Here is a 24,067-nt window from a genome sequence, read left to right on the forward strand (position 1 = left end):
GTTAAAATGCGCGATTGCCTGTTTCGCGCCCGGCGGCCTTGTCTGTGACCGACGGTCCGGCCGCCCGCGCCTTGCCCCACATTCGGATTCCAACGTGAAAAACCCCTCAGAAGCAACGAACCAGAAAGACCATAGTCCGCGTGTGGGATTTGTTTCCCTTGGCTGCCCGAAAGCGCTGGTCGACTCCGAGCAGATCATCACCCAGCTGCGCGCCGAGGGCTACGCCATCAGCGGCACCTATGACGGCGCCGACCTGGTCGTGGTCAACACCTGCGGCTTTATCGACGAAGCGGTGCAGGAAAGCCTGGACGCGATCGGCGAAGCGCTGACCGAGAACGGCAAGGTCATCGTCACCGGTTGCCTGGGCGCGAAAAAGGATGCCGCTGGCCACGACATCGTGTCGTCGGTGCATCCCAAGGTGCTGGCCGTGACCGGCCCGCACGCGCTGGGCGAGGTGATGCAGGCGGTGCACACGCACCTGCCCAAGCCGCACGACCCGTTCACCGACCTGGTGCCGGCCGCCGGCATCAAGCTCACGCCCAAGCACTATGCCTACCTGAAGATCTCCGAGGGCTGCAACCACCGCTGCTCGTTCTGCATCATCCCGTCGATGCGCGGCGACCTGGTCTCGCGCCCGGTGGCCGAGGTCATGCTGGAGGCCGAGAACCTGTTCAAGGCCGGGGTCAAGGAACTACTGGTGATCTCGCAGGACACCAGCGCCTACGGCGTCGACGTGAAGTACCGCACCGGCTTCTGGAACGGCCGTCCGCTCAAGACCCGCATGACCGAGCTGGTGGCGGCGCTGGGCGAGCTGGCCGCGCAGTACGGCGCCTGGGTGCGCCTGCACTACGTGTACCCGTACCCGCACGTCGACGAGATCATCCCGCTGATGAACAACGGCCACGTGCTGCCGTACCTGGACGTGCCACTGCAGCACGCCCACCCGGACGTGCTCAAGCGCATGAAGCGCCCGGCCAATGCGGAAAAAACCATGGACCGCATCCGCGCCTGGCGCGAGATCTGTCCGGAGCTGACCATCCGCAGCACCTTTATCGCCGGCTTCCCGGGCGAGACCGAGGCCGAGTTCCAGACGCTGCTGGACTTCATTGCCGAGGCCGAGCTGGACCGCGTCGGCTGCTTCGCGTATTCGCCGGTGGAGGGCGCCACGGCCAACGACCTGCCGGGTGCGCTGCCCGACGAAGTGCGCGAAGAACGCCGCGCCCGCTTCATGGAAGTGGCCGAAGCGGTGTCGGCGCGCCGCCTGCAGCGCAAGATCGGCCGGACCCTGCGCGTGCTGGTCGACGAGGTCAACCAGGATGGCGGCATCGGCCGTTCGTCGGCGGATGCGCCGGAAATCGACGGCCTGGTCTATATCTCGCCGCCGCAACGGACTTCGCAACGCTACCGGGCGGGCGAGTTCGTCGACGTGAAGATCACCGGCGCCGACGGCCACGACCTGTGGGGTGAGGTGTGAGCTAGTCCCGGCGGACGATGCCTGCAGGGCTGCCGTTAGGTAAAAGTACGACCGTTCGCTTCGGCTGCGCTGCGGCTATACTGTGCGGTGCAACATAACCTGGATGGAGACAGTCATGACGCGTGAAGTCGTAGTAGTGAGCGGTGTCCGCACCGCGATCGGAACCTTTGGCGGCAGCCTGAAGGACGTGGCGCCGGCCGAGCTGGGCGCGCTGGTGGTGCGCGAGGCGCTGGCCCGCGCGCAGGTGTCGGGCGACGACGTCGGCCATGTGGTGTTCGGCAACGTGATCCAGACCGAGCCGCGCGACATGTACCTGGGCCGCGTCGCGGCCGTCAACGGTGGCGTGTCGATCAACGCCCCCGCGCTGACCGTCAACCGGCTGTGCGGCTCGGGCCTGCAGGCCATCGTCAGCGCTGCGCAGACCATCCTGCTGGGCGATGCCGACGTCGCCATCGGCGGCGGTGCCGAAAGCATGAGCCGCGCCCCGTACCTGGCCCCGGCGGCACGCTGGGGCGCTCGCATGGGTGATGCCGGCCTGGTCGACATGATGCTGGGCGCGCTGCACGACCCGTTCCACCGCATCCACATGGGCGTGACCGCCGAGAACGTCGCCAGGGAATACGAGATCTCGCGCACGCAGCAGGACGAGGCCGCGCTGGAATCGCACCGCCGCGCCTCGGCCGCGATCAAGGCCGGCTACTTCAAGGACCAGATCGTCCCGGTGGTGACCAAGGGCCGCAAGGGCGAGGTCACCTTCGACACCGACGAGCATGTGCGCCATGACGCCACCATGGACGACATGACCAAGCTCAAGCCGGTCTTCGTCAAGGAAAACGGCACCGTCACCGCCGGCAATGCCTCGGGCCTGAACGACGCCGCCGCCGCGGTGGTGATGATGGAGCGCGCCGAGGCCGAGCGCCGCGGCCTGAAGCCGCTGGCGCGCCTGGTGTCCTACGGCCATGCCGGCGTCGATCCCAAGACCATGGGCATCGGCCCGGTGCCGGCGACGAAGATCGCGCTCGAGCGTGCCGGCCTGCAGGTGTCGGACCTGGACGTGATCGAAGCCAACGAGGCCTTTGCCGCGCAGGCCTGCGCGGTCAGCAAGGCGCTTGGCCTGGACCCGGCCAAGGTCAACCCGAACGGCTCGGGCATCTCGCTCGGCCATCCGATCGGCGCCACCGGCGCGCTGATCACGGTGAAGGCGCTGCATGAGCTGAATCGCGTCCAGGGCCGCTACGCACTGGTGACGATGTGCATCGGCGGCGGGCAGGGCATTGCCGCCATCTTCGAGCGGATCTGAGGATTGCCTTGCGCGTGGCCTGGTTGACTGACCTTTGCACGACCCTTGGTGCCGCTGCCGTGCTCGCCCTGGCGGGCGCGGCGCAGGCGGCGCCGGCCACCGAGCTGTCGACCGGTCCGGTGAACGGCGCCGCCGCTGGCGGTGAAGCGCTGGGCCTGAACCAGGCCATCCGCGACGGCGAGGCCCGCCGTGGCGCGGCGCTGTCGACCGGCACCGCGCGGCCGCTGGCACCGCGGCCGGAGTATGCGTCGCTGCCGGTCTATGTCGGCAAGGTCGGCGACCAGCCGGTGCGCCTGCGCCTGGGCCCCAAGCCCGACGAGCGCGACAGCGTGCGCGGCGAGTACAGCGGCCGCGGCGCCGGCGTGCGCCTGCTGGCCGGCGAGTGGGAGGAGGGCGCCTTCCTGATGGAGGAGTCCGACGACGGCACACGCGTGTCCGGCAACTGGGAAGGCACCATCGACGCCAGCGGCGCCGTGCGCGGCACCTGGACCGATGCCTTCAATCCCGCCATCGTGCTGCCGTTCTTCATCCGCCCGCTCGGCATGCTGGTGATTCCCCCGTTCGACATGACGCCCAACAGCGGCGTCACCTACGCGCCGCCGCCGCCGAAGTCGTCGATTTCCGGCTGGTAGGCCTTTTCCGGCGCCACGCGCTGAAGCCTCCCGGTGGCGCGGGCGGCATTTGCTGGTAAGCTCGGAGGCTCATCGCGTCTCATGCCTGACCGTGCCGCGCGCTGCGGCCGGCCAGCAGCCAGCAAGGAAACCGCCGTGTCCGATTCCCCATCCGACAAGCCCGCATCCCATTACCTGCAGACCGTCGCGGTCCAGCCCGAGCTGGACATCGCCCCCGGCTTTGCCTCATTCTCCCCGGCCACGCACCGCGGTTCCACCGTGGTGTTCCGCAACCTCGCCGAACTGCGCGCGCATGGCGACGGTGCCACCACCTACTGGCGCTACGGCCTGCATGCCACGCCGACCAGCGAGGCGCTGTGCCAGCACCTTGCGCTGCTCGAGGGCGCCCGCCACACGCTGCTGCAGCCGTCGGGCCTGGCGGCGATCTCGCTGGTGTATTTCGCGCTGCTCAAGAGCGGCGACGACGTGCTGGTGCCGCATAACGTCTACGGCCCCAACCGCGACCACGGTGAGTGGCTGGCGCGCGATTTCGGCGTGACCGTGCGCTACTACGACCCCATGGACGCCGCCGCGGTGCCCGCGCTGATCCAGCCCAACACGCGCCTGATCTGGATGGAATCGCCCGGCTCGGTGACGATGGAGGTGCCCGACTGCGGCGCCATCGTCGCCGCGGCGCGCGCGCGCGGCGTGCTGACCGCGATCGACAATACCTGGTCGGCCGGCGTCTACTTCCGCCCGTTCGAGCTTGGTATCGACATTTCGGTGCAGGCGCTGACCAAGTACCAGTCCGGCGGCAGCGATGTGCTGATGGGCGCGGTGCTGACCTGCGACGACGGCCTGCACGGCCGGCTCAAGCGCGCCCGCATGCTGATGGGCTGGGGCGTGTCCGCCGACGACTGCCATCTGGTGCTGCGCGCGCTGCCGAGCCTGCCGGTGCGCCTGGCCGCCCATGACCGCGCCGCGCGCGAGGTGGCCGAATGGCTGCGCCAGCGGCCGGAGGTGGCACGCGTGCTGCATCCCGCGCTGCCGGACTGCCCGGGGCATGCCAACTGGCGGCGCGAATTCACCGGCGCCAGCGGGCTGTTCGCCATCGTGCTGCGCGAGCGCTATACGCGCCAGCAGGTCGATGCCTTCGTCGAGGCCCTGCAGCTGTTCGCCATCGGCTGGTCGTGGGGCGGCGCGCACAGCCTGGCGGTGCCGTACCACGTGCAGGGCATGCGCCCGGCGGGCACCTGGCCACCGGCCGGCTGGCACGATACCGGCGAGCTGGTGCGGCTCTATATCGGCCTGGAAGACACGCGCGACCTGATCGCCGACCTGCGCCAGGCGATCGAGGCCACGCTGGCCGCATAAGTGCGCGGCAATGTCAGGCGGGCTGCCTCAGCGCCAGGTTGAGCTGGTCGACGACTTCGGCCCAGTCGGCGTCGTCGAGCAGCTCGTCGCGCAGCAGGGCGGCCTGGGCGGGGGTCCAGAACGGGGCTTCGGCCAGTTCGAGGGTCTCGGGCAGCGGCGCGTGCTTGCCGATGAAGGCGCGGATGCTGGCTTCGTCCGACGCCAGGCCGAGCTGGTCGAACAGTTCTGAAAATTGGTGGAAGGTCGGTTCCATGATGGTCGGGCTCGCGGTGGTTGACCTCAGGTAGTGTAGGGCAGCCACGAAAACAAGAACGGACGCCGCGGCGTCCGTTTTTTTGTGCCGGCGCTGCGCGTCAGCGCGTCTCGGTGCCGGACATCGCCTTGGCCGCGGTGGCGGGCCTGGGGGCCTGTGCCGCCCGAGCTGCCCGCGGCGTGGCCCAGACCGACTCCGCCGGCCCGCTGCGGGCGCGCCGGGCGGTGGCGCGGGCGAGGGCGACAAAGCCCGCGGCCAGCGCGATCGCGCCGAGGTCGAAGCCCGCGATGATCCAGTGCCCGCTGGGGATGCTGTGCAGCAGGTGGTCGCCCGTCAGGATCGCATTCGACAGCGGCACCGTCAGCGACGCCAGCGCGGCGGCGTAGAGCAGCTCCACCGCGGCGCGCACCGGCGGGCGCAGTAGCGCCCAGGCGCAGGCCAGGCCGAACGCGATGAAATAGGTCTGGCTGACGGCGCGCTCGGGCCACAGCAGCGCCGCCGGGAAGCACAGCGCCACGCCGATGCAGCAGCCGATGCACACGCCCACGGTCGCCTGCGCCAGCAGGCGATGCACGCGCGGCTGCTCGGCCTGGCGCAGCTTGCGCCGCGATTCGATCCACAGCAGGTTGCCCGAATAGAACAGGAAGGCGCCGGCCAGCCCGGCCAGCAGGTAGACCAGCCGCACCGGCAGCTCGCCGAAGGTGCCGAAATGCAGCGCGTACAGCGCGCTGTAGAGCCCGTGGTTGCTGTCGCGCGCGCCGGCGGTCTGGTTGGCCGTCAGCTGGCCGGCATTGGCTTCGCCGCTGGCGGCGTGGATGCCGACCGAGCCCAGGTTGCCGAGTGCCCGCGTGCTGGTGCCGCGTACTTCGACCACGGCGTTGGCGTCGCCGTAGCGCTGGAAGCGGAACGACTCCGGCGTGAAGCGCTCGCCGCCGTGTTCGCGCGCGATCTGGATCAGCGTCGCGGTGGGCAGCGTCGGCGCCGCGCGGCCCGCTGCGGCGACTTCCGGCACCGCGGTGGTGGCCGTAGGCACCGCCTCGAACAGGCGGCCGTTGAAGGTCAGCGTGTTGAACACCATCATCAGCACCAGCGACAGGCAGAACAGCGCGCCTGTGATGGCGAAGACCAGGTGGAAGGGCAGGCTGAACAGGCCCAGCACGTTGTGCGTGTCCATCCAGAAGCGCTTGAGGTTGCGCCCGGGGCGTACCGCGAACAGGTCTTTCTTCAGCCGTGGCAGGTGCAGCAGCACGCCGGACACCAGCGCCAGCCCGTACAGCACCGAGATCGCGCCCATGAAATAGATGCCGCCGACGGGGATGCCCAGCGAATAATGCAGGCTGTTCAGGAACGCCGACAGCTCGCCCATGACGTGGTCGCGCGAGGTGTCGCGCTGCATCGCGGCGTTGCCGGCCAGGCGCTCATCGGTGGTCATCTGCCACTCGCCGGCCTTGTCCTGCCAGTAGGCCGAGATATTGGGCTCGCCCTCCGACGGCATGATCACGTAGGCACTGGCCGCGGCTTCAGGGTGGATCGCGACCAGCTTCTGCATGAAGCGGTCGACCGCAGCCGGGTCAGCCTTGGCCTCGACCGGCGCGCTGCCCTTGAGCCGCGCGGGCGACTGCCACACATGCAGCTCGTGGTGGAACACGGTGATCGCCCCGGCAAAGAAGGCGATAAACAGGGCCCAGCCGGCCATCAGGCCGACCCAGGTGTGCAGCGTCTGGTACAGGCGCAGGGTTGCGGTTTTCATGATGGCTGTCTCACGGAGTGGGCACGGCGGCCAGTGCGGCCGGCGCCAGGCCGGCCAGGCGCAGCGCCCACAGCGCGCCGAAGCCGAGCAGGTTGGCGCCGCCCAGCCACAGCCACGCGCTGCGGCTGGAACGGAACAGCAGGCTGGCGCTGATGATGGCGACCCATACCGGCAGGCAGGCCGTCACCGCCGCGACGATGCCAGTTTGCCAGCCGCCCGGCAGGGCCAGGATCGCCAGCGTGCACAGCACCAGCGCCAGCGGCAGGCCGAGCAGCGTGCCCGCCAGCCATTTGGTGCCGATTCCGGATGCGTCCGCGCTCATGCCCGCTGCTCCCGTTCGCCGTGGCGCCTGCGCGCAGCATAGGTACCGATGAACGGCCACACCGACAGCGCGCACGGCACCGTCACCAGGCTGGCGGCGATCGCGACCGGCCAGCCGTCGGTCAGGCTCCATAGCCAGGTGCTGGCGCAGGTCAGCGCCAGTCCCAGCCAGCCGGCCAGCCGCGGGCGGGTCAGGATGCCAGGCGGCAGCAACACCTGGTTGGGCGCGGCCAGGTACAGGCACGCGGCCGCAGCCAGGCCAAGAAGGACGGCCAGAACTTGCATGGGGCAATGTCAGATCAACGAAACATTAATAATAATGATTCGCATTTGTATGCGCAAGCGCCAGGTCGGGGGTAATGCCGTTTAGTTGGCCACTGTCGTTCCCGCGCAGGCGGGAACCCAGTGACTTCAAAAGACGCTGGATTCCCGCCTGCGCGGGAATGACGGCAATACTTGATACCTTGTCTGAATGACTCTGCGCTCGGAGGGGGGCGCGGCCTGGCGGAGATCAGTGCGGGAACAGCGCCAGCAGGCCGTCCAGCCCGACGTGGTTGAACGCGACGCTGGCCTGCGCGCGCACCACCGGCTTGGCGCGGAACGCCACCGACAGTCCGGCCACGGCCATCATCTTCAGGTCGTTCGAGCCATCGCCCATGACGATGGCCTGGTCCGGCGTGGCGCCGATCTGCGCGCAGACTTCCTGCACGGTGCGGGCCTTGACGTCGGCGTTGACGATCTCGCCGACGACGTTGCCGGTCAGCTTGCCGTCGACGATCTCGAGCGTGTTGGCGCGGGTGAAATCGAGCTGCAGGCGCGGCTTGAGCTGGTCGGTAAAGTGAACGAAGCCGCCGGACACCAGCAGCGTCTTCAGGCCCAGCGCGCGCACCGTCTCCAGCATGCGCTCGGCGCCCGGCGACAGCCGCAGGCGCTCGGCATAGACGCGCTCCAGCACGGCGGCGTCCAGCCCCTTGAGCAGCGCCACGCGGCGGCGCAGGCTTTCGTTGAAATCGGTGATCTCGCCGCGCATGGCGGCTTCGGTGATGGCGGAGACCTCGGCCTTGAGGCCGCAGAAGTCGGCGATCTCGTCGATGCACTCGATCGTGATCAGGGTCGAGTCCATGTCCATCGCCACCAGGCGGAAGTCGGACAGCTTGCGCCCGGCCGGCACCACTGCCCAGTCGATCGCGCGCGGGCCGCAGAAGTCGTCGAGCGCGTCGCGCAGCGCCGGCGTCAGCGGCGCGCAGTCCTCGGCCACGGCCACGGTGTCGCTGCGCGGCACCAGCGCGGAAGCGCGGGCCAGGGTGCGGGCGGTGTCGAGGTCGGCGGGGGCAAGCGGGGCGAGGCTCTGCAGGATCAGGGGCATGACGGACGGGAATCGGGCGCTTGCCGCGGTTGCGGCAAGGCGGGGGATGCAAGGCGGCAAAAGCGCTATTGTAGCCCCCGCGGCGCCCGCGGGCGAAGCGCTCAGCGCTGCGCCATCACCATGTAGTCCACGGTCAGGCTGGACAGCGCGCGCACGCCGTTGATCAGCGCCGGCTCGTCCACATAGAACTCCGGCGAGTGATTCGACGGCGCCTTGGTCACGTCCTGCCCCTTGGGCGTCACGCCGAGATTGAAGAACAGGCCCGGCACTTTCTCCTGGTAGAACGAGAAGTCCTCGGAGGCGGTGGCCTTGGGCGTGATCATCCAGTTGCCTTCGCCGGCCACGCGCTGCAGCGTGGGCGCCATCTTCTCGGTCAGCGCCGGCTGGTTGATGGTGGCGTTGTACAGCTCGACCACGCGGAAATTCGCCTCGGCCCCGGCGCTGGAGGCAATGGCCTCGGTGGTGCGCTTCATGCGGGCATGGATGTCCTTCTTCATGCCTTCGTCATAGGTGCGGATGGTGCCCATCATCTCGACCTTCTCCGGCACGATGTTCATGCGGTTGCCGCCGTGGAAGGTACCGACGGTGATCACCGACGGCTCCAGCATGGCATTGACCTGGCGGCTCTGGATGGTCTGCAGGCCCATCACGATCTGCGACGCCACCACGATCGGGTCGATCCCGCCCCAGGGCCGCGCGCCGTGCGTCTGGCGGCCCTTGACGTCGATCCAGAACTGGTCGGCCGCGGCCATCGACGCGCCGCTGCGCCAGCCCAGCTTGCCCGACTCGATGCCGCTGGTGACGTGCAGGCCGAAGATCGCGTCGACCTTGGGATGGTCCAGCACGCCCTCGGCCACCATCTGCTTGGCGCCCCACATGTTCGAGCCATTGGGCTCGAAGTCGGCCGGGCTTTCCTCGGCCGGCTGGAAGATGAACTTGACCGAGCCGGGCAGCTGGTCCTTCATGCCGGCCAGCACCTCGGCCGTAGCCATGAGAATTGCCACGTGCGTGTCATGGCCGCACGCGTGCATCACGTCGACTTCCTTGCCCAGGTACTGGCCCTTGGCCTTCGATGCGAACGGCACGTCGACGCGCTCCTTCACCGGCAACGCGTCCATGTCGGCGCGCAGCGCCACCACCGGCCCGGGCTTGCCACCCTTAAGCACGCCGACCACGCCGGTCTTGGCCACGCCGGTCTTCACCTCCATGCCGAGCTTGCGCAGGTGGTCCGCCACCAGCTTTGCCGTGCGGGTCTCGTAGTTGCCGAGCTCCGGATGCTGGTGGATATCGCGGCGCCAGGCGATCAGCTGCTTTTCCACCGCCCTGGCGCGGGTTTCGATCTGGGCATGCAGGGCATCGGCGCCGGCGGGTGCGGCCGGTGCTTGCGCCTGCGCGGTGTTACAGAGCAGCCCCGCGGCAAGGGTCAGGCTGGCGAGGGCGAAGCGGGTGGTGGAACGGGATGCGGTGCGACGTGCAGCCATGCGGGATCTCCTTCGTTGTTGTTGGTTTGATGCTGGCGGTGTGGTTGGCGCGCTGCAAAATGAATGCGCCGAGGAATGCAGAGTGGTTTCTCCCCTCTCCCGCAAGCGGGCGAGGGGAGTAAGGCTTCGAGACGCCGGCAGTCAGCTCACGCGCAAGCTGTCCACCACCTTATGCAGGAAAGCCTCGCACGCAGCCAGCTGCTCCAGCGCAACAAACTCGTCCGGCTTGTGCGCCTGCTGGATATCGCCGGGCCCGCACACCACCGCCGGAATGCCCGCGCGCTGGAACAGCCCGGCCTCGGTGCCATAGGCCACCTTGTTGGTGTCGCGGTCCGCGGTCAGCGCGCGCACCAGCTGCGTGATGGCTTCCTGCTCGGCCACGTCGAGCGACGGCGCCGCGGCGATCTTGCTCAGCGTCAGGTCGGCATCGGCATGTTCGGCGCGCATCTTCGGCAGCAGCACGTCGTTGGCATAGGCCTGGATGCGCGCGTAGATCGCTTCCGGATCGACGCCCGGGAGGTTGCGGAACTCGAAGACGAACTCGCACAGCGCCGGGATCGTGTTCAGCGCAATGCCGCCCTGGATGGTGCCGGTCTGCGCGGTGGTGTAGGGCACGTCGAAGGCCTGGTCGTAGGGGCCGTTGGCCTTGAACTCGTCGGCGAGGTCGCGGATGAAGCAGATCAGCCGCGCCGCGTATTCGATGGCATTGACGCCGCGCGGCGTCAGCGAAGAATGCGCGGCCTGGCCGCGCACGCAGCAGCGGTAGGCGTTGATGCCCTTGTGCGCGACGATCACGCGCATGCTGGTGGGTTCGCCGACGATGCAGCCGCCGGGAGTCACGCCGCGCTCGCGCAGTTCGGCCAGCAGGTAGGGCGCGCCCATGCAGCCGATCTCTTCGTCGAACGACAGCGCGTAGTGCACCGGCTCGCGCAGGCGGGCCTCGAGGATGGCCGGCAGCAGCGACAGGCTGGTGCCGATAAAGCCTTTCATGTCGCAGGTGCCGCGGCCGTACAGCTTGCCGTCGCGCACCACCGGCTTGAACGGGTCGGTGGTCCAGGCCTGGCCGTCCACCGGCACCACGTCGGTGTGGCCCGACAGCACGATGCCGCCGTTGGTGGCGCCGTTGGCCGCGGGCACGGTGACGAACAGGTTGGCCTTGTCACGTTGCGGGTTGTAGCTCAGATGCGGCTTCAGCCCCTTGGCCAGGAAATGGTCGCGCACCGACTCGATCAGGCCCAGGTTGGAATTGCGGCTGGTGGTGTCGTAGGCCACCAGCCGCTGGGTCCATTCCAGCGCGCTGCCGCGCGCAGCGGTTTCAGGGACGGGCTGGCGGGAATGGGCTGGAGCGGGGGCGGCTTGGGTCGGCATGGGGCGGTATCGCTAACTTGTTAAGGAATCGATGCTACACCCGACCGCGCGCCGCGTCCATGCAGGTTCGGCATGGACGCTACGCCAGTTGCCGCAGCGTATGCTTGATGGTCTGCGCGCGCACCGCCACGTCCGGCATCTTGGCCTCGATGCGCAGCTTGTCCTGGCCCGCCAGCTTGATATGGCGGTTCTTCTGCACCAGGTCGATGATACGCATCGCATCGATCGGCGGGTTGGGCACGAACTGCACGCTGATGGTGGCCTCGCCGGCGTCGATCTTGCGCACGCCCAGCGGTGCCGCGGCGATGCGCAACCGGTGGGTCTCGACCAGCGCCTGCGCCTGCGCCGGCAGCCGGCCGAAGCGGTCGACCAGCTCTTCCTGGATGTCGTCGACGCGCTCCGGGGTCTCGCAGTTGGCCAGCCGCTTGTACAGCGACAGGCGCTCGTGCACGTCGGCGCAGTAGTCGTTCGGCAGCAGCGCCGGCGTGCCCAGGTTGATCTCGGTGGTGGCGGCCAGCGGCGCCATCAGGTCGGGCTCCTTGCCGGCCTTCAGTGCCTTGACCGCGTGGTTGAGCATGTCGGTGTAGAGCTGGAAGCCGATCTCGTGGATCTCGCCGGACTGCTTGTCGCCCAGCACCTCGCCGGCGCCGCGGATTTCCAGGTCGTGCATGGCCAGGTAGAAGCCCGAGCCCAGTTCCTCCATCTGCTGGATCGCCTCGAGCCGGCGCTGCGCCTGCTTGGTCAGGCCGTCGACGTCATGCACCAGCAGGTAGGCGTAGGCCTGGTGGTGCGAGCGCCCGACGCGGCCGCGCAGCTGATGCAGCTGCGCCAGCCCGAACTTGTCGGCGCGGTGGATCAGGATGGTGTTGGCGGTCGGCACGTCGATGCCGGTCTCGATGATGGTGGTGCACAGCAGGATGTTGTCGCGGCGCGAGACGAAGTCTCGCATCACGCGTTCCAGCTCACGCTCGTGCATCTGGCCGTGCGCCACCGCGATGCGCGCCTCGGGCACCAGCTCGGCAAGCCTGGCGCGCTTGTTCTCGATGGTCTCGACCTCGTTGTGCAGGAAGTACACCTGCCCGCCGCGCTTGAGCTCGCGCAGGATGGCCTCGCGGATCACGCCGTCTTCCTCGCGCCGCACGAAGGTCTTGATCGCCAGCCGCTTCTGCGGCGCGGTGGCGATGACCGAGAAATCGCGCAGGCCTTCCAGCGCCATGCCCAGCGTGCGCGGGATCGGCGTGGCGGTCAGCGTAAGCACGTCGACTTCGGCGCGCAGCGACTTCAGCGCTTCCTTCTGGCGCACGCCGAAGCGGTGTTCCTCGTCGATGATGACCAGGCCCAGGCGCTGGAACTTGACCTGGTCGGACAGGATCTTGTGGGTGCCGATGACGATATCGACGCTGCCCTCGTTGATCTGCTTGATCGCCGCGTCGATCTCCTTCTTGGTCTTGAAGCGCGACAGTTCCACGATGCGCACCGGCCATTCGGCGAAGCGGTCGGACAGCGTCTGGAAATGCTGCTCGGCCAGCAGCGTGGTCGGCGCCAGCATCGCCACCTGCTTGCCGCCCAGCACCGCGACGAAGGCGGCGCGCAGCGCCACCTCGGTCTTGCCGAAGCCGACGTCGCCGCAGACCAGCCGGTCCATCGGCTTGCCCGAGGTCATGTCGGCGATCACCGCGGCGATCGCGGCGGCCTGGTCGGGGGTCTCCTCGAAGCCGAAGCTCTCGGCGAAGGTCTCGTAGTCCTTCGGCGACAGCGGGAAGGCGAAGCCCTCGCGCAAGGCGCGGCGCGCGTACAGGTTGAGCAGTTCGGCGGCGGTGTCGCGGATCTGCTGCGCGGCCTTGCGCTTGGCCTTGTCCCATTGGCCGGAGCCGAGGTGGTGCAGCGGGGCGGTATCGGGATCGGCGCCCGAGTAGCGCGAGATCACGTGCAATTGGTGCACCGGCACGTAGAGCTTGCTGCCCTTGTCGTAGTCCAGGTGCAGGAATTCCTCGTCGCCCTGGCCCATGTCGAGCGTCACCAGGCCCTGGTAGCGGCCGATGCCGTGCTCGCTGTGCACCACCGGGTCGCCGATCTTCAGTTCGGCCAGGTCGCGCACCATCGAGTCAACGGCGGAGGCCTGCTCCTGCTTGCGGCGGCCAGTGCGGCGCGCGGTGCCGGCGTACAGCTCGGCTTCGGTGACGAAGGCCAGCCGTGCCTGCGGCAGCGCGAAGCCGCTCTGCAGCGGCGCCACTGCGATCGAGAAATGCGCGTCGCCGGCCAGGAACGCGGCAAAGTCTTCGACCGGATGCGGACGCAGGCCGCTTTCGGCAAAGAGCTGCAGCAGCGTCTCGCGCCGGCCGGCGGAATCGGCACACATCAGCACACGGGTCTGCTTGTCGAGCAGCAGCGACTCCAGGTTGACCAGCGGGTCTTCGGCGCGGCGGTTGACCGCGACGTCGGGGAGGATGCCCGAGAACGCCGGCTGGTCCGTGCCGGCCTCGACCTGCAGCACCAGCCGCGCCATCGGCTTGGCGGCGACGAAGAACTGCTCCTCGGACAGGAACAGGTCCGCGGGCGGCAGCAGCGGCCGCTCGCGGTCGTGGCGCATGAAGTTGTAGCGCTGGGTGGTGTCGGCCCAGAAGCGGCGGATGGCCTCGTCGATGTTGCCGGCGAACACCAGCTGGGTGTCGGCGGGCAGGTAGTCGAACACGGTGGCGCTGTGCTCGAAGAACAGCGGCAGGTAATACTCGATGCCGGCCGACGGCACGCCGTTGCCGATGTCCTTGTAGATCGGCGACTTGGTCGGGTCGCCTTCGAAGACTTCGCGCCAGCGGCCGCGGAAGGCGGTGCGCGCCGCTTCGTCGAGCGGGAACTCGCGCCCGGGCAGCAGCCGCACTTCCTTGACCGGATACAGGCTGCGCTGCGTGTCCGGGTCGAAGGCGCGGATGGTCTCGATCTCGTCGCCGAACAGGTCGATGCGGTATGGCAGCGCCGAGCCCATCGGGTACAGGTCGATCAGGCCGCCACGCACGCTGTATTCGCCCGGCCGCATCACCGCGCTGACATGCTCGTAGCCCGCCAGCGTGAACTGCGCCTTGAGCGCGGCCTCGTCGAGCCGCTCGCCCTGCTTGAAGAAGAAGGTGTAGGCGGCCAGGAAGGCCGGCGGCGCCAGCCGGTACAGCGCGGTGGTGGCGGGCACCAGCATCACGTCGCACTGGCCGGTCTGGATGTCATGCAGCGTCGCCAGGCGCTCCGAGACCAGGTCCTGGTGCGGCGAGAAGCTGTCGTAGGGCAGGGTTTCCCAGTCGGGCAGCAGGCGCACGCGCAGCTCCGGCGCGAACCACGGGATTTCCTCGGCCAGGCGCTGCGCATCGACGGCATGCGAGCACACCACGGCCAGCATCGGCGCGCGCTCGCGGTGCTGGCGCGCGTACGCGGCCACCGCCAGCGCATCGGCCGAGCCGCGCAGGCCGGCCACGCTGTGGCGCAGCCCCGGCTTGACCAGCGGCAGGTTGACAAAGGGAAAGGCAGGCGTGGCGTCAGGCATGTCGGCAGGGGGCGTTCAAAACGACGACGCCCCGCCGGCATTGCGGGCGGGGGTCGGAACAGGGACTTCAGGTGCCGGCGGCGCCTGCCAGGCATGGTGGCACGGCATGGCGACGGGCAAGGGCCGTATTATAGAATGCGCACCGGTTGTCCCGCTGCCGCCCCTTGGTGCCGCACCATCGGCCGGGCCTGCGGGCAGTCCGCGCTTCTTTTCCACTCCACGCCGATCCTGTGTCCGCTCGCCGCTTTGCCCTGATTCCCTGTGCCGGTACCGGCAGCCGCGCCGGCGGCACCGTGCCCAAGCAATACCAGACCGTGGCCGGCCGGCCGATGATCTGGTACGCGCTGGCGGCGTTCTCGGCGTGCGACGCCATCAACGCCACCGCGCTGGTGCTGGCACCCGACGACATGCCGCTGGAATCGCGCTTCGGCGCGGCCGCGTTTGCCGGGCTGCGCTTCGATACCGCCTTTGTCGGCGGCGACAGCCGCCATGCGTCGGTGCTGGCCGGCCTGCATCACCTGGCGCAGCTGGGTGCGACCGACGCCGACTGGGTGCTGGTGCACGATGCCGCGCGCCCGGGCCTGACCCCGGCGATGGTCCACGCGCTGGTGCGCGCTGTGGAAAGCGACGGCGACGACGATCCGGACGCCGCCATCGGCGGCATCCTGGCGGTGCCGGTGCCCGATACGCTGAAGCGCGCCCAGGACGATGCCCGCATCGGCGCCACGGTGCCGCGCGAAGGGCTGTGGCAGGCGCAGACGCCGCAGATGTTCCGCCTGGGCGTGCTGCGCCAAGCGTTGCAGGACGCCATGGCGGCCGGCGCGGTGGTGACCGACGAGGCCAGCGCGATCGAGCGCCTGGGCCTGCATCCGCGGCTGGTCAACGGCTCGCTGCGCAATTTCAAGGTGACTTACCCGGAGGACTTCGCGCTGGCCGAAGTGCTGCTGGGCAACCACGCCAAAGGAGCATGACCGCATGATGCCTTTCGATATCCGGGTGGGGCAGGGCTACGACGTCCACGCACTGGTGCCCGGCCGCAAGCTGGTCCTGGGCGGGGTCGAGATCCCGCACGACCGCGGCCTGCTGGGCCATTCCGATGCCGATGCGCTGCTGCACGCGGTCACCGACGCGCTCTTCGGTGCGGCCGCGCTGGGCGATATCGGCCGCCATTTCCCCGACACCGACGCGCAGTTCGCCGGCGCCGACAGCCGCGCGCTGCTGCGCGAGGCGGCGCGCCGCGTGCGCGAGGCCGGGTATGAGATCGGCAATGTCGATGCCACGGTGATCGCGCAGGCGCCCAAGCTGGCGCCGCATATCGGCGCCATGGTGGCCAACCTGGCCGAAGACCTGGCGATCGCGCGCGGGCGCTGCAACGTCAAGGCCAAGACCAACGAAAAGCTCGGCTTCGAGGGACGCCAGGAAGGCATCGTGGCGCAGGCCGCGGTGTTGCTCTGGCGCGCCTCGGTGGCGGACGCGCAGGACTGAGCTCAGGGGCGCGGCGCGTCGGGCGCCGGGTCTTCGGGCGGGATGGCGTAGGTGTAGTCGATCAGCCGCGCCATCGCGCCGCTGCGCGCGCCCGCCTCGGTGCGCTTGGTGAATCCCATCTGCTGGCACAGCCGGTTGGCCGACGCCATTTCGGGCATGGTGCGCACCACCAGCGTCGACGCGCCGATGTCGCGCGCGCGCTGGATGCAGATCTGCATCAGTGTGCGCCCCAGCCCCAGGCCGCGTGCCTGCGGGCTGACCGACAGCAGCCGTGCTTCGGGCTGGGTCAGCGTGATGGTGCTGCCGTCCAGTGCCGGCAGTGTCGCGCCCGGGTGGCAGAACAGCACCGCGCCCATGATGCCGTGATCGGTCTCCGCCACCCACCATTCCATGTCCGGGTGGCTGGTCGCCAGCACGGCCTGCATGCCGCGCTGGAACGAGGCGCGGCAATCTTCCATGATGGCCAGCTCATATTGCCCGTAGGCCTGTTGCGTGACGGCGGCGATATCGCCCCAGTCATGCACCGCCGCCAGGCGGTAGTGGAAGCGTGGGGAATTGGGCGAAGGCAGGGTCATGGCGGGCTGAAAGTGCGGTTCCTGCCTGGATTGTAGGCGGATCGCCGCGCCCGCGCAGGATGCGGCCATGACGGTTGCAGGATGGGAACAGCCGGCAACTTCCGATGGGAAGCTGCCGGCTGTTGTGCTACGGCGACCGTTGCCGGGCCGCGCGGATACCTTACTGCGCCGCGATCACGTTGGCCGCGGCCACGATCACCGCGGCAATGCGGCCGACGTCGCGCAGCTGCTGCGCGGTCATGCCCTGTTCGTTCTTCAGCAGCTGGTAGTGCGACTTCACGCAGAAGTGGCACTTGCCCACGATCGATGCGGCCAGCGCGTACATCTCGAAGCGGCGCTTGTCCACGCCGCCGTGGTTGGCGTAGGCGTTCATGCGCAGCCCGGCCGGCTGGCTGGCCAGGTCCGGATCGTCGGCCATCTCGACATACGGGTACCAGGTGTTGTTCATGCCCATCAGCGCGGCCGCGGTCAGCGCGCCGTTGGTTTCCTCGGGCGACAGCACGCCGGCATTGCGGATGGCATCCACCAGCACCTTGCTCTGTGCCGCGAAGGCAGCCGCCAGCGCCACGCCGACCGCATCGTTGCCTTCCAGGGAGGAACGGGCGATGGTGCCGTCCACGTTCAGGCGGATGTCCTTGGCGTAGTCGGGGATGAGGTTCTTAATCGTGCTGAGGAATTCCATTTATTTCTCCTATCGATCAGGGCTCAAAAAACCCGCGCAAGCGGGTTTCGATGCGGAGGGCGGGGCCCTCCGCGGATCGCCACGGCGTCTGGCGACGGTCAGAAATTACAGCGTGGCGCCACCAACGGCACGGTTGCACGGGCACAGCTCGTCGGTCTGCAGGCCGTCCAGGATACGCAGGACTTCGTCCGGGTTGCGGCCGACGTTCAGGTTGTTCACCGAAACGTGCTGGATGGTGTTTTCCGGGTCGACGATGAAGGTCGCGCGCAGGGCCACGCCGGCAGCGTGGTCACGCACGCCCAGCTGGTCGATCAGCGAACCGGTCACGTCGGCGAATTGCCACTGGTTCAGCTTGTTCAGGTCCTTGTGTTCGCGGCGCCATGCCAGCTTGACGAACTCGTTGTCGGTCGAGCCGCCCAGCACGATCGCATCGCGGTCGGCGAAGTCGCCGTTCAGCTTGGCGAAGGCCACGATTTCGGTCGGGCACACGAAGGTGAAGTCCTTCGGGTAGAAGTAGATGATCTTCCACTTGCCTTCGAACGACTTCTCAGTGATGTCTTCGAAAGCCGACTGGCCGTTCTCTTCGTGATTGTTGAAACCCGGCTTGACACCGACGACGTGGAAGGCTTCGAGCTTGTCACCAACGGTCTTCATAGACTTCTCCTGATACGGTTGCAATGAGAGCGGTGCCGCTGCCGCGCGCCCCGGCGTGGGACCGGTGATACGGCTGCTGCGGCGGCGTACCGCGACAAAACGTGATTATGCGTCATCATCCGGGCCCGGGCTAATTGATATTCTCAAACAGCCCGATAGGCAAAGTATGTGGCGCGTTGTAGCGCCAGCGCCGCCGATGCGATGGGCCAGTATGCCACGCGCGATGACACCACACATGGCAACTTGGTGACGACCGTGGAGAAATCAAGCCGCCTGCATTGCCGCCTCGCTGCCGTGGCGCGCGCGGAAGATCACCAGCGTCGCGACCAGCCCGCACAGCGCGGCGAACATCAGCCACAGCCCGGGCGCGGCCTTGTTGCCGGTGGCGTGGATCAGGTAGGTCGAGATCGCCGGCGTGAAGCCGCCGAACAGCGCGGTCGCGAGGCTGTAGGCCAGCGAGAAGCCGGTGGTGCGCACCGCGGCCGGCATGATTTCGGTCAGCGCCACCACCATCGCGCCGTTATAGCTGCCGTACAGGAACGACAGCCACAGCTCCACCATCAGCAGCCGCGCGAACGACGGCTCGGCCACCAGCCACGACACCGCCGGATACGCGGTCAGCAGCGTCGCCACCGTGAAGCCCAGCAGCAGCGGCTTGCGCCCGACCCGGTCCGACAGCGCACCCATCAGCGGCAGCCAGATGAAGTTGGACAGGCCCACGCACATGGTGACGATCAGGTTGTCGGTGTCGTCGAGCCTGAGCACGGTCTTGCCGAAGGTCGGCGTGTACGCGGTGATCATGTAGAACGACACCGTGGTCATCACCACCATCATGCAGCCGGCCAGGATGATGCGCCAGTTGTCCAGCATCGAGCGGTAGATCTCGCCGATCGCCGGGCGGTGCTTGCGCGCCTTGAAGGCCTCGGTCTCTTCGAGCGAACGGCGGATCAGGAACAGGAACGGCACGATCAGGCAGCCGACCAGGAAGGGAATGCGCCAGCCCCATGCGTCCATCTGCGCCGGCGCCAGCGTGGCGTGCAGGATCACGCCGAGCAGGCCGGCAAAGATCACCGCCACTTGCTGGCTGCCGGACTGCCAGGCGACATAGAAGCCCTTGCGCCCGGGTTTGGCGATCTCGGACAGGTAGACCGAGACCCCGCCCAGCTCCACGCCCGCGGAAAAGCCCTGCAGCAGCCGGCCGGCCAGCACCAGCAGCGGCGCGGCCACGCCGATGCTGGCATAGCCGGGCACGCAGGCGATCAGCAGCGTGCCCATGGCCATCAGCACCAGCGTCAGGATCAGGCCCTTGCGGCGGCCGTGGTGGTCGATATACGCGCCCAGCACGATCGCGCCCAGCGGTCGCATCAGGAAGCCGGCGCCAAAGGTGGCGAGCGAAAGCATCAGCGAGGCAAACTCGTTGCCGCTCGGGAAGAACGTCCTGGCGATGGCGGCGGCGTAGAAGCCGTACACCATGAAGTCGTACATTTCCAGGAAGTTGCCGCTGACGACGCGGAACACGGTGCGGAACCCGTGCTGCGAGCCGGCGGACGCTGCGGTGGTCTCTGACATGGCTGTCTCTCAGGCACCGCCGGTGCGATCCGGCGGCATGATTGTCGGGAGGTATCAGCCAGGCGCGCGGGCCGCGCCATGTGGGAGGGGAGTTGCCGCGGGCCTGATGACGGGCGCCAGTGTGCGCCGCGCTGCTGTCATTGCCCTGTCAAATGCCTTTCAGGAAGCTATCAGCGGCTGTCGAAAACCTGTCAGTACGCCTGAGCGGCACACCGCTCAGGCGCGCCGGAAGCACGCGCTGACCACCAGGCCGGTGGCCGGCGCGGCGCGGTTGGCCAGCAGCAGCCGGCCGCCGTTGCGCTGCATGATGCGGTTGACGATCGACATGCCCAGCCCGGCGCCCTTGGCCTCGCTGCGCGCGGCGTCGAGCCGGTAGAACGGCCGCGTCAGCAGCGACAGCTGGCCCTCGGGCACGCCGTTGCCGTGGTCGGCCACGGTCAGCACCGCTTCCTTGTCGTCGACGCGCGTGGAGATTTCCACCACGGCCATGCCGGTCTGCTCGTCCTTGGCATAGCGGCGCGCGTTCTCGACCAGGTTGTCGAGGATGCGCTGCACCTCCATGCGGTTGGCCACGGCCATTACCGGCTCGTTGGCGCGCACATGCACGCGCACGTCGTCGTGCGCGGCATAGACGCCGACGGCATCGTGCACCAGCGCCGACAGGTCGACCGGCTCGACCGTCTCGAGCGGCGGGCGCGCGTAGTTGAGGAACTGGCCGATGATCGCGTCCATCTGCTCGATGTCGGCGATCATCGCGTCGCGCGTGGTGCCGTCCATCGGCGACATCTCGGTTTCCAGCCGCAGCCGCGTCAGCGGCGTGCGCAGGTCATGCGAGATGCCGGCCAGCATCACCACGCGGTCGTCGTCGAGCTGGCGCAGGTCGCGCACCATCTGGTTGAAGCTGTGGTTGGCCAGTGCCACTTCGCTGGCGCCGTGCTCGGGCAGCGGCGGCGGGTCGCCGCCGGCGCCGATGGCGCGCGCGGCATTGGCCAGCCGCTTGAGCGGGTAGTTGACGCGCGCGGTGATAAAGGCCGCGCCGATGATCGACAGCAGCAGCGCGGCGATACTCCACCACAGCCACTGGATGCCGGGCACGCGCTCGAAGCGCTCCGGGCTGATCGCCACCCAGTAGTCGTCGCCCTCGATCTCGAAGCTGACCCACACGCCGGGGATGTCGTTGACGGTGGTGGCCAGCACGGTGTCCTCGCCCAGGCGGCTGCGAATCTCCTGCTGCACCAGCGAGGTCAGGAACGGGTTGGCGGTAGGCGCGGCGAAGTCGTCGTCCTTCTCGCGCGGATAGACCTTGATGCCTTCGTTCTGCACCAGGTCCAGCAGCAGGAAGCGGCGCCGCGCGGGATCGGAATAGAGCAGTGCGGCGCGCGTCAGCTTGACCACGCTGACCACCTGCATGGCGATCTGCTGCGCGCGCGGGGCGCGTTCGAACAGCCGGTAGCTCTGGAACCAGATGCCCAGCGAGATGGCCAGCAGCAGGGCGATCAGCATGAAGGTCCGCCAGAACAGCGAACCAAAGAACCGCGTTGCGGTACGGCCGATTACGGTCGCCACGATAGGAACAGCGGCCGCAATCGGTTATTTCACGCCATCGGGAATGAAGACGTAGCCCAGGCCCCACACCGTCTGGATGAAACGGGGGTTGCTGGGGTCCGGCTCGATCAGCTTGCGCAGGCGCGAGATCTGCACGTCCAGGCTGCGGTCGAACACTTCGTACTCGCGTCCGCGCGCCATTTCCATCAGCTTCTCGCGTGACAGCGGCTGGCGCGGATGGCGCGCGAACACCTTCAGTACCGAGAACTCGCCGGTGGTCAGCGTGATTTCCTCGTCGTTCTTGGTGAGCGTGCGCGTGGCCAGGTTCAGCACGAAGTCGCCGAAGGCGAAGGTCTCGGGCGTTTCCGACGGGGCACCGGGCACTTCGGCCGGGCCCTTGCGGCGCAGCACCGCGTGGATGCGCGCGATCAGCTCGCGCGGATTGAACGGCTTGGGCAGGTAGTCGTCGGCGCCCATCTCCAGGCCGACGATGCGGTCCACGTCCTCGCCCTTGGCGGTGAGCATGATGATCGGGGTCTGGTCATTGGCGCCGCGCAGCCGGCGGCAGATCGACAGGCCGTCTTCGCCGGGCATCATCAGGTCCAGCACCAGCAGGTCGAAACGCTCGCGCAGCCAGAGCTTGTTCATCGCGGTGGCGTTCTCCGCCACCAGCACGGTGAAACCCTGTTCGCCCAGATAGCGGCGCAGCAGATCGCGCAGACGCGGGTCATCGTCGACGACAAGAATCTTGTGGCTGGTATTTTCCATGGCGGTATCTTAGCGACTATCGCTTTCGCTCAAAATGGCTTAACAAAACGTTACATACTTTACCCCGTGGTATGGCAGTGTGCACCAATCGTGCGATTACACTGCGCAATCCGTCCTTTTCGGCGCCCTGCGCGGTAGTTTTCCACGCATTTTCGCCGGACGATCCACGGCTTCCGCCAGCCCGTCCAGCGCCGGCTGGCGCAATGCTTGCAGAGGACGCGGTGCCGGATGGGGTACCGGAATTCCCGGCTTCAGGGCAGTCCAACCACTGCCTTCTCGCGAAGCCAAGACCGCCATTATCAATGAAAGTGAACCGAACCCGGCACGGGCATCCGCAGCATGGTATCGCCGGCGCATGCCTTGCGCTGGCGCTGGCCGTGCTGGCGCTGTGCATGCCGGGCGGGACGGCGCTGGCGCAATCGGCGGGTATGGCCAACTTGCTCAAGCGGTACCCGTCGGCGCAGGCGAGCGATCCGGGCAACAGCCAGCGCGAAGCGCGCGCCCGTGCCGAGCGCCACCGTGCCGAGCAGCGCGAGGCCGAGCGCCGGCGCGGCGAGGAACGCGGCGGCTCGCGCCTGTCGCCGGACGAACGCCGCCGGCTGCGCAAGAACCTCTACGACTTCGGACGCGACATCTACCAGGGCGGCTAGCCGCGCGGCTGGAAGTGGCGCAGGAAATCCACGAAGACCTCCGCGGCCAGCTGCGCATCTTCGGCGGTGATGGTCTCGAGCGGGTTGTGGCTGATGCCGCCGTTGCCGCAGCGCACGAACAGCATCGCCACGTCGGTGACACGCTGCATCATCATGGCGTCATGGCCGGCCCCGGACGGCAGCTCGAACGCCCGCAGCCCGCGCTTCTTCAGCACCGCCCCGAACTGGTCCATCAGCCAGCGCGCGCACGGCGCGTTGTTGACCGGCGGCACGCGCTCCACCTGCGCGGTCAGCCCGCGGCGCTGGGCAATCTGCGCGATGCCGGCCACGATATCGGCGATGGCGGCCTCGCGGATGCCATCCTCGCCGGCGCGGATGTCCATCGAGAAGGTGCAGGCCGCGGGAATGACATTGCTCGACCCGTTCGGCACCTGCAGCTGGCCCACGGTGCCGACCAGCGTCGGCGCCGCCGCACAGCGCTGCTCCACCAGCAGGATCATCTCGGCCGCGCCGGCCGCGGCGTCGCGGCGCATGCCCATCGGCGTGGTGCCGGCGTGGCTGGCCAGGCCTTCGACGCGCACAGAGAAACGGCTGCTGCCGGCGATCTGCGTGACCACGCCCAGCGGCAGCTCATGGTGCAGCAGTACCGGACCCTGTTCGATATGCACTTCGACAAAGCCCAGCAGCGAGGCCGGATCGAGCGCCGCGTCGCGCAGCGCCTGCAATTCGCCGGCGCCGGGCAGGCCGGACCCGGCCAGCGCTTCGCGCAGGGTGATGCCGTCGGCGTCCTGGCGTTCGAGCAGCGCGGCGTCGAAGCGGCCTGCCAGCACGCTGCTGGCCAGGAAGCTGGTCTTGAAGCGCAGCCCTTCTTCCTCGGCGAAGGCCACCACGTCGACGTGATACGGCAGGCGAATGCCGGCCTGCTTGAGCGCGCCGATCACGGCGATCGGCAGCAGGATGCCAAGCCGGCCGTCATAGCGTCCGCCATTGCGCACGGTGTCGAAATGCGAGCCGGTCAGCAGCACGCGCGCGTCGCCGACGGCGGGATCGGCGGCATAGCGGCCGATCACATTGCCGATGGCATCGATGCGCACCTGCATGCCGGCGGCTTCCATCCACTGCGCCAGCAGGGCCTGCGCAGAACGGTGGGCGGGCGTCAGGTAGGCGCAGGTCAGGCCGCCCTCCATGTCGGAGAAACGGGCGAGTTCGTCGGCATGGGCGAGGATGGTGTCGCCGAGGGAGGCGGAGGTCTGCGTCATGGCGGTACGACTTGGGACAGGTGGTCGGAACAGGCTGGAAAGGCGGAGCGTTC

General features: G+C 68.4%; 22 protein-coding genes. 7 read left to right on the forward strand and 15 right to left on the reverse strand.

Annotation, left to right across the window (positions count from 1 at the left end; all coding sequences use genetic code 11):
- The first annotated feature begins 94 nt into the window (after positions 1-94).
- The 4 genes from rimO (at position 95) to ACEI37_RS17890 (ending at position 4,759) form a co-directional block, all read left to right on the forward strand.
- Positions 95-1,474, forward strand: coding sequence for a 30S ribosomal protein S12 methylthiotransferase RimO (gene rimO / locus ACEI37_RS17875; protein ID WP_373380010.1), 1,380 nt, complete (start codon positions 95-97; stop codon positions 1,472-1,474).
- A gap of 115 nt (positions 1,475-1,589) precedes the next feature.
- Positions 1,590-2,774, forward strand: a complete 1,185-nt coding sequence (gene bktB, locus ACEI37_RS17880; protein ID WP_373380011.1) for a beta-ketothiolase BktB — start codon at positions 1,590-1,592, stop codon at positions 2,772-2,774.
- An 8-nt stretch (positions 2,775-2,782) separates the two neighbouring features.
- Entirely contained in the window at positions 2,783-3,406 is a 624-nt protein-coding gene (locus ACEI37_RS17885; RefSeq protein WP_373380012.1) for a hypothetical protein, read from the forward strand.
- A 135-nt stretch (positions 3,407-3,541) separates the two neighbouring features.
- Positions 3,542-4,759 (forward strand): cystathionine beta-lyase, encoded by a 1,218-nt coding sequence (locus tag ACEI37_RS17890; RefSeq protein WP_373380013.1) that lies wholly within the window; start codon positions 3,542-3,544, stop codon positions 4,757-4,759.
- Between the two features lie 13 nt (positions 4,760-4,772).
- Here ACEI37_RS17890 and ACEI37_RS17895 read toward each other — a convergent pair whose 3' ends face one another.
- The 8 genes from ACEI37_RS17895 to mfd all read right to left on the reverse strand — a co-directional run bounded on the left by ACEI37_RS17895 (position 4,773) and on the right by mfd (position 14,827).
- The gene (locus tag ACEI37_RS17895; RefSeq protein ID WP_116294932.1) at positions 4,773-5,012 is read right to left on the reverse strand and encodes a DUF2789 domain-containing protein; all 240 of its coding nucleotides are present in this window, start codon (positions 5,010-5,012) and stop codon (positions 4,773-4,775) included.
- A gap of 100 nt (positions 5,013-5,112) precedes the next feature.
- Positions 5,113-6,762, reverse strand: coding sequence for a PepSY-associated TM helix domain-containing protein (locus tag ACEI37_RS17900; RefSeq protein WP_373380014.1), 1,650 nt, complete (start codon positions 6,760-6,762; stop codon positions 5,113-5,115).
- A gap of 10 nt (positions 6,763-6,772) precedes the next feature.
- Positions 6,773-7,084: a hypothetical protein gene (locus ACEI37_RS17905; protein WP_373380015.1), complete on the reverse strand. Its 312-nt coding sequence runs from the start codon at positions 7,082-7,084 to the stop codon at positions 6,773-6,775.
- Complete coding sequence (locus ACEI37_RS17910; protein ID WP_373380016.1) at positions 7,081-7,368, reverse strand: hypothetical protein; 288 nt, start codon at positions 7,366-7,368, stop codon at positions 7,081-7,083. Before ACEI37_RS17910 ends, ACEI37_RS17905 begins: the two co-directional genes overlap by 4 nt.
- Positions 7,369-7,594: 226 nt before the next feature.
- Positions 7,595-8,449 carry a phosphoserine phosphatase SerB gene (gene serB, locus ACEI37_RS17915; RefSeq protein ID WP_373380017.1) on the reverse strand — a complete coding sequence of 285 codons (855 nt, stop codon included), beginning with the start codon at positions 8,447-8,449 and terminating at the stop codon, positions 7,595-7,597.
- Positions 8,450-8,550: 101 nt separating this feature from the next.
- Positions 8,551-9,930 carry an amidohydrolase gene (locus tag ACEI37_RS17920; protein WP_373380018.1) on the reverse strand — a complete coding sequence of 460 codons (1,380 nt, stop codon included), beginning with the start codon at positions 9,928-9,930 and terminating at the stop codon, positions 8,551-8,553.
- Positions 9,931-10,071: 141 nt separating this feature from the next.
- Positions 10,072-11,298, reverse strand: a complete 1,227-nt coding sequence (gene argE, locus ACEI37_RS17925) for an acetylornithine deacetylase (protein WP_373380019.1) — start codon at positions 11,296-11,298, stop codon at positions 10,072-10,074.
- A 79-nt stretch (positions 11,299-11,377) separates the two neighbouring features.
- On the reverse strand, positions 11,378-14,827 hold the full coding sequence (gene mfd, locus ACEI37_RS17930; RefSeq protein WP_373380020.1) for a transcription-repair coupling factor: 3,450 nt from the start codon (positions 14,825-14,827) through the stop codon (positions 11,378-11,380).
- Between the two features lie 230 nt (positions 14,828-15,057).
- Between mfd and ispD the strand changes: the two genes are divergently transcribed.
- Both ispD and ispF read left to right on the forward strand, forming a co-directional pair.
- The gene (gene ispD, locus ACEI37_RS17935) at positions 15,058-15,798 is read left to right on the forward strand and encodes a 2-C-methyl-D-erythritol 4-phosphate cytidylyltransferase (protein WP_062799006.1); all 741 of its coding nucleotides are present in this window, start codon (positions 15,058-15,060) and stop codon (positions 15,796-15,798) included.
- 4 nt (positions 15,799-15,802) lie between these two features.
- Positions 15,803-16,312, forward strand: a complete 510-nt coding sequence (gene ispF / locus ACEI37_RS17940; protein WP_373380021.1) for a 2-C-methyl-D-erythritol 2,4-cyclodiphosphate synthase — start codon at positions 15,803-15,805, stop codon at positions 16,310-16,312.
- A gap of 2 nt (positions 16,313-16,314) precedes the next feature.
- On the opposite strand, the gene ACEI37_RS17945 is transcribed toward ispF, so the two are convergent.
- The 6 genes from ACEI37_RS17945 to ompR form a co-directional block, all read right to left on the reverse strand.
- Positions 16,315-16,887 carry a GNAT family N-acetyltransferase gene (locus ACEI37_RS17945; protein WP_373380022.1) on the reverse strand — a complete coding sequence of 191 codons (573 nt, stop codon included), beginning with the start codon at positions 16,885-16,887 and terminating at the stop codon, positions 16,315-16,317.
- Between the two features lie 160 nt (positions 16,888-17,047).
- The gene (locus tag ACEI37_RS17950; protein ID WP_373380023.1) at positions 17,048-17,569 is read right to left on the reverse strand and encodes a carboxymuconolactone decarboxylase family protein; all 522 of its coding nucleotides are present in this window, start codon (positions 17,567-17,569) and stop codon (positions 17,048-17,050) included.
- Between the two features lie 105 nt (positions 17,570-17,674).
- A complete protein-coding gene (locus tag ACEI37_RS17955; protein WP_092317241.1) occupies positions 17,675-18,223 on the reverse strand; it encodes a peroxiredoxin in 549 nt (182 codons plus the stop codon).
- 264 nt (positions 18,224-18,487) lie between these two features.
- Positions 18,488-19,792, reverse strand: coding sequence for an MFS transporter (locus ACEI37_RS17960; RefSeq protein ID WP_373380024.1), 1,305 nt, complete (start codon positions 19,790-19,792; stop codon positions 18,488-18,490).
- 216 nt (positions 19,793-20,008) lie between these two features.
- Positions 20,009-21,358 (reverse strand): ATP-binding protein, encoded by a 1,350-nt coding sequence (locus tag ACEI37_RS17965; protein WP_373380025.1) that lies wholly within the window; start codon positions 21,356-21,358, stop codon positions 20,009-20,011.
- Between the two features lie 24 nt (positions 21,359-21,382).
- Positions 21,383-22,105 (reverse strand): two-component system response regulator OmpR, encoded by a 723-nt coding sequence (gene ompR / locus ACEI37_RS17970; protein WP_010810107.1) that lies wholly within the window; start codon positions 22,103-22,105, stop codon positions 21,383-21,385.
- A gap of 302 nt (positions 22,106-22,407) precedes the next feature.
- Between ompR and ACEI37_RS17975 the strand changes: the two genes are divergently transcribed.
- The gene (locus tag ACEI37_RS17975) at positions 22,408-22,755 is read left to right on the forward strand and encodes a hypothetical protein (RefSeq protein WP_092317244.1); all 348 of its coding nucleotides are present in this window, start codon (positions 22,408-22,410) and stop codon (positions 22,753-22,755) included.
- Here ACEI37_RS17975 and ACEI37_RS17980 read toward each other — a convergent pair.
- Complete coding sequence (locus ACEI37_RS17980) at positions 22,752-24,014, reverse strand: Zn-dependent hydrolase (RefSeq protein WP_373380026.1); 1,263 nt, start codon at positions 24,012-24,014, stop codon at positions 22,752-22,754. The genes ACEI37_RS17975 and ACEI37_RS17980 overlap by 4 nt on opposite strands.
- Positions 24,015-24,067: the final 53 nt, after the last annotated feature.

The organism is Cupriavidus nantongensis (genome assembly GCF_041726985.1).
GTDB lineage: Bacteria > Pseudomonadota > Gammaproteobacteria > Burkholderiales > Burkholderiaceae > Cupriavidus > Cupriavidus nantongensis_A.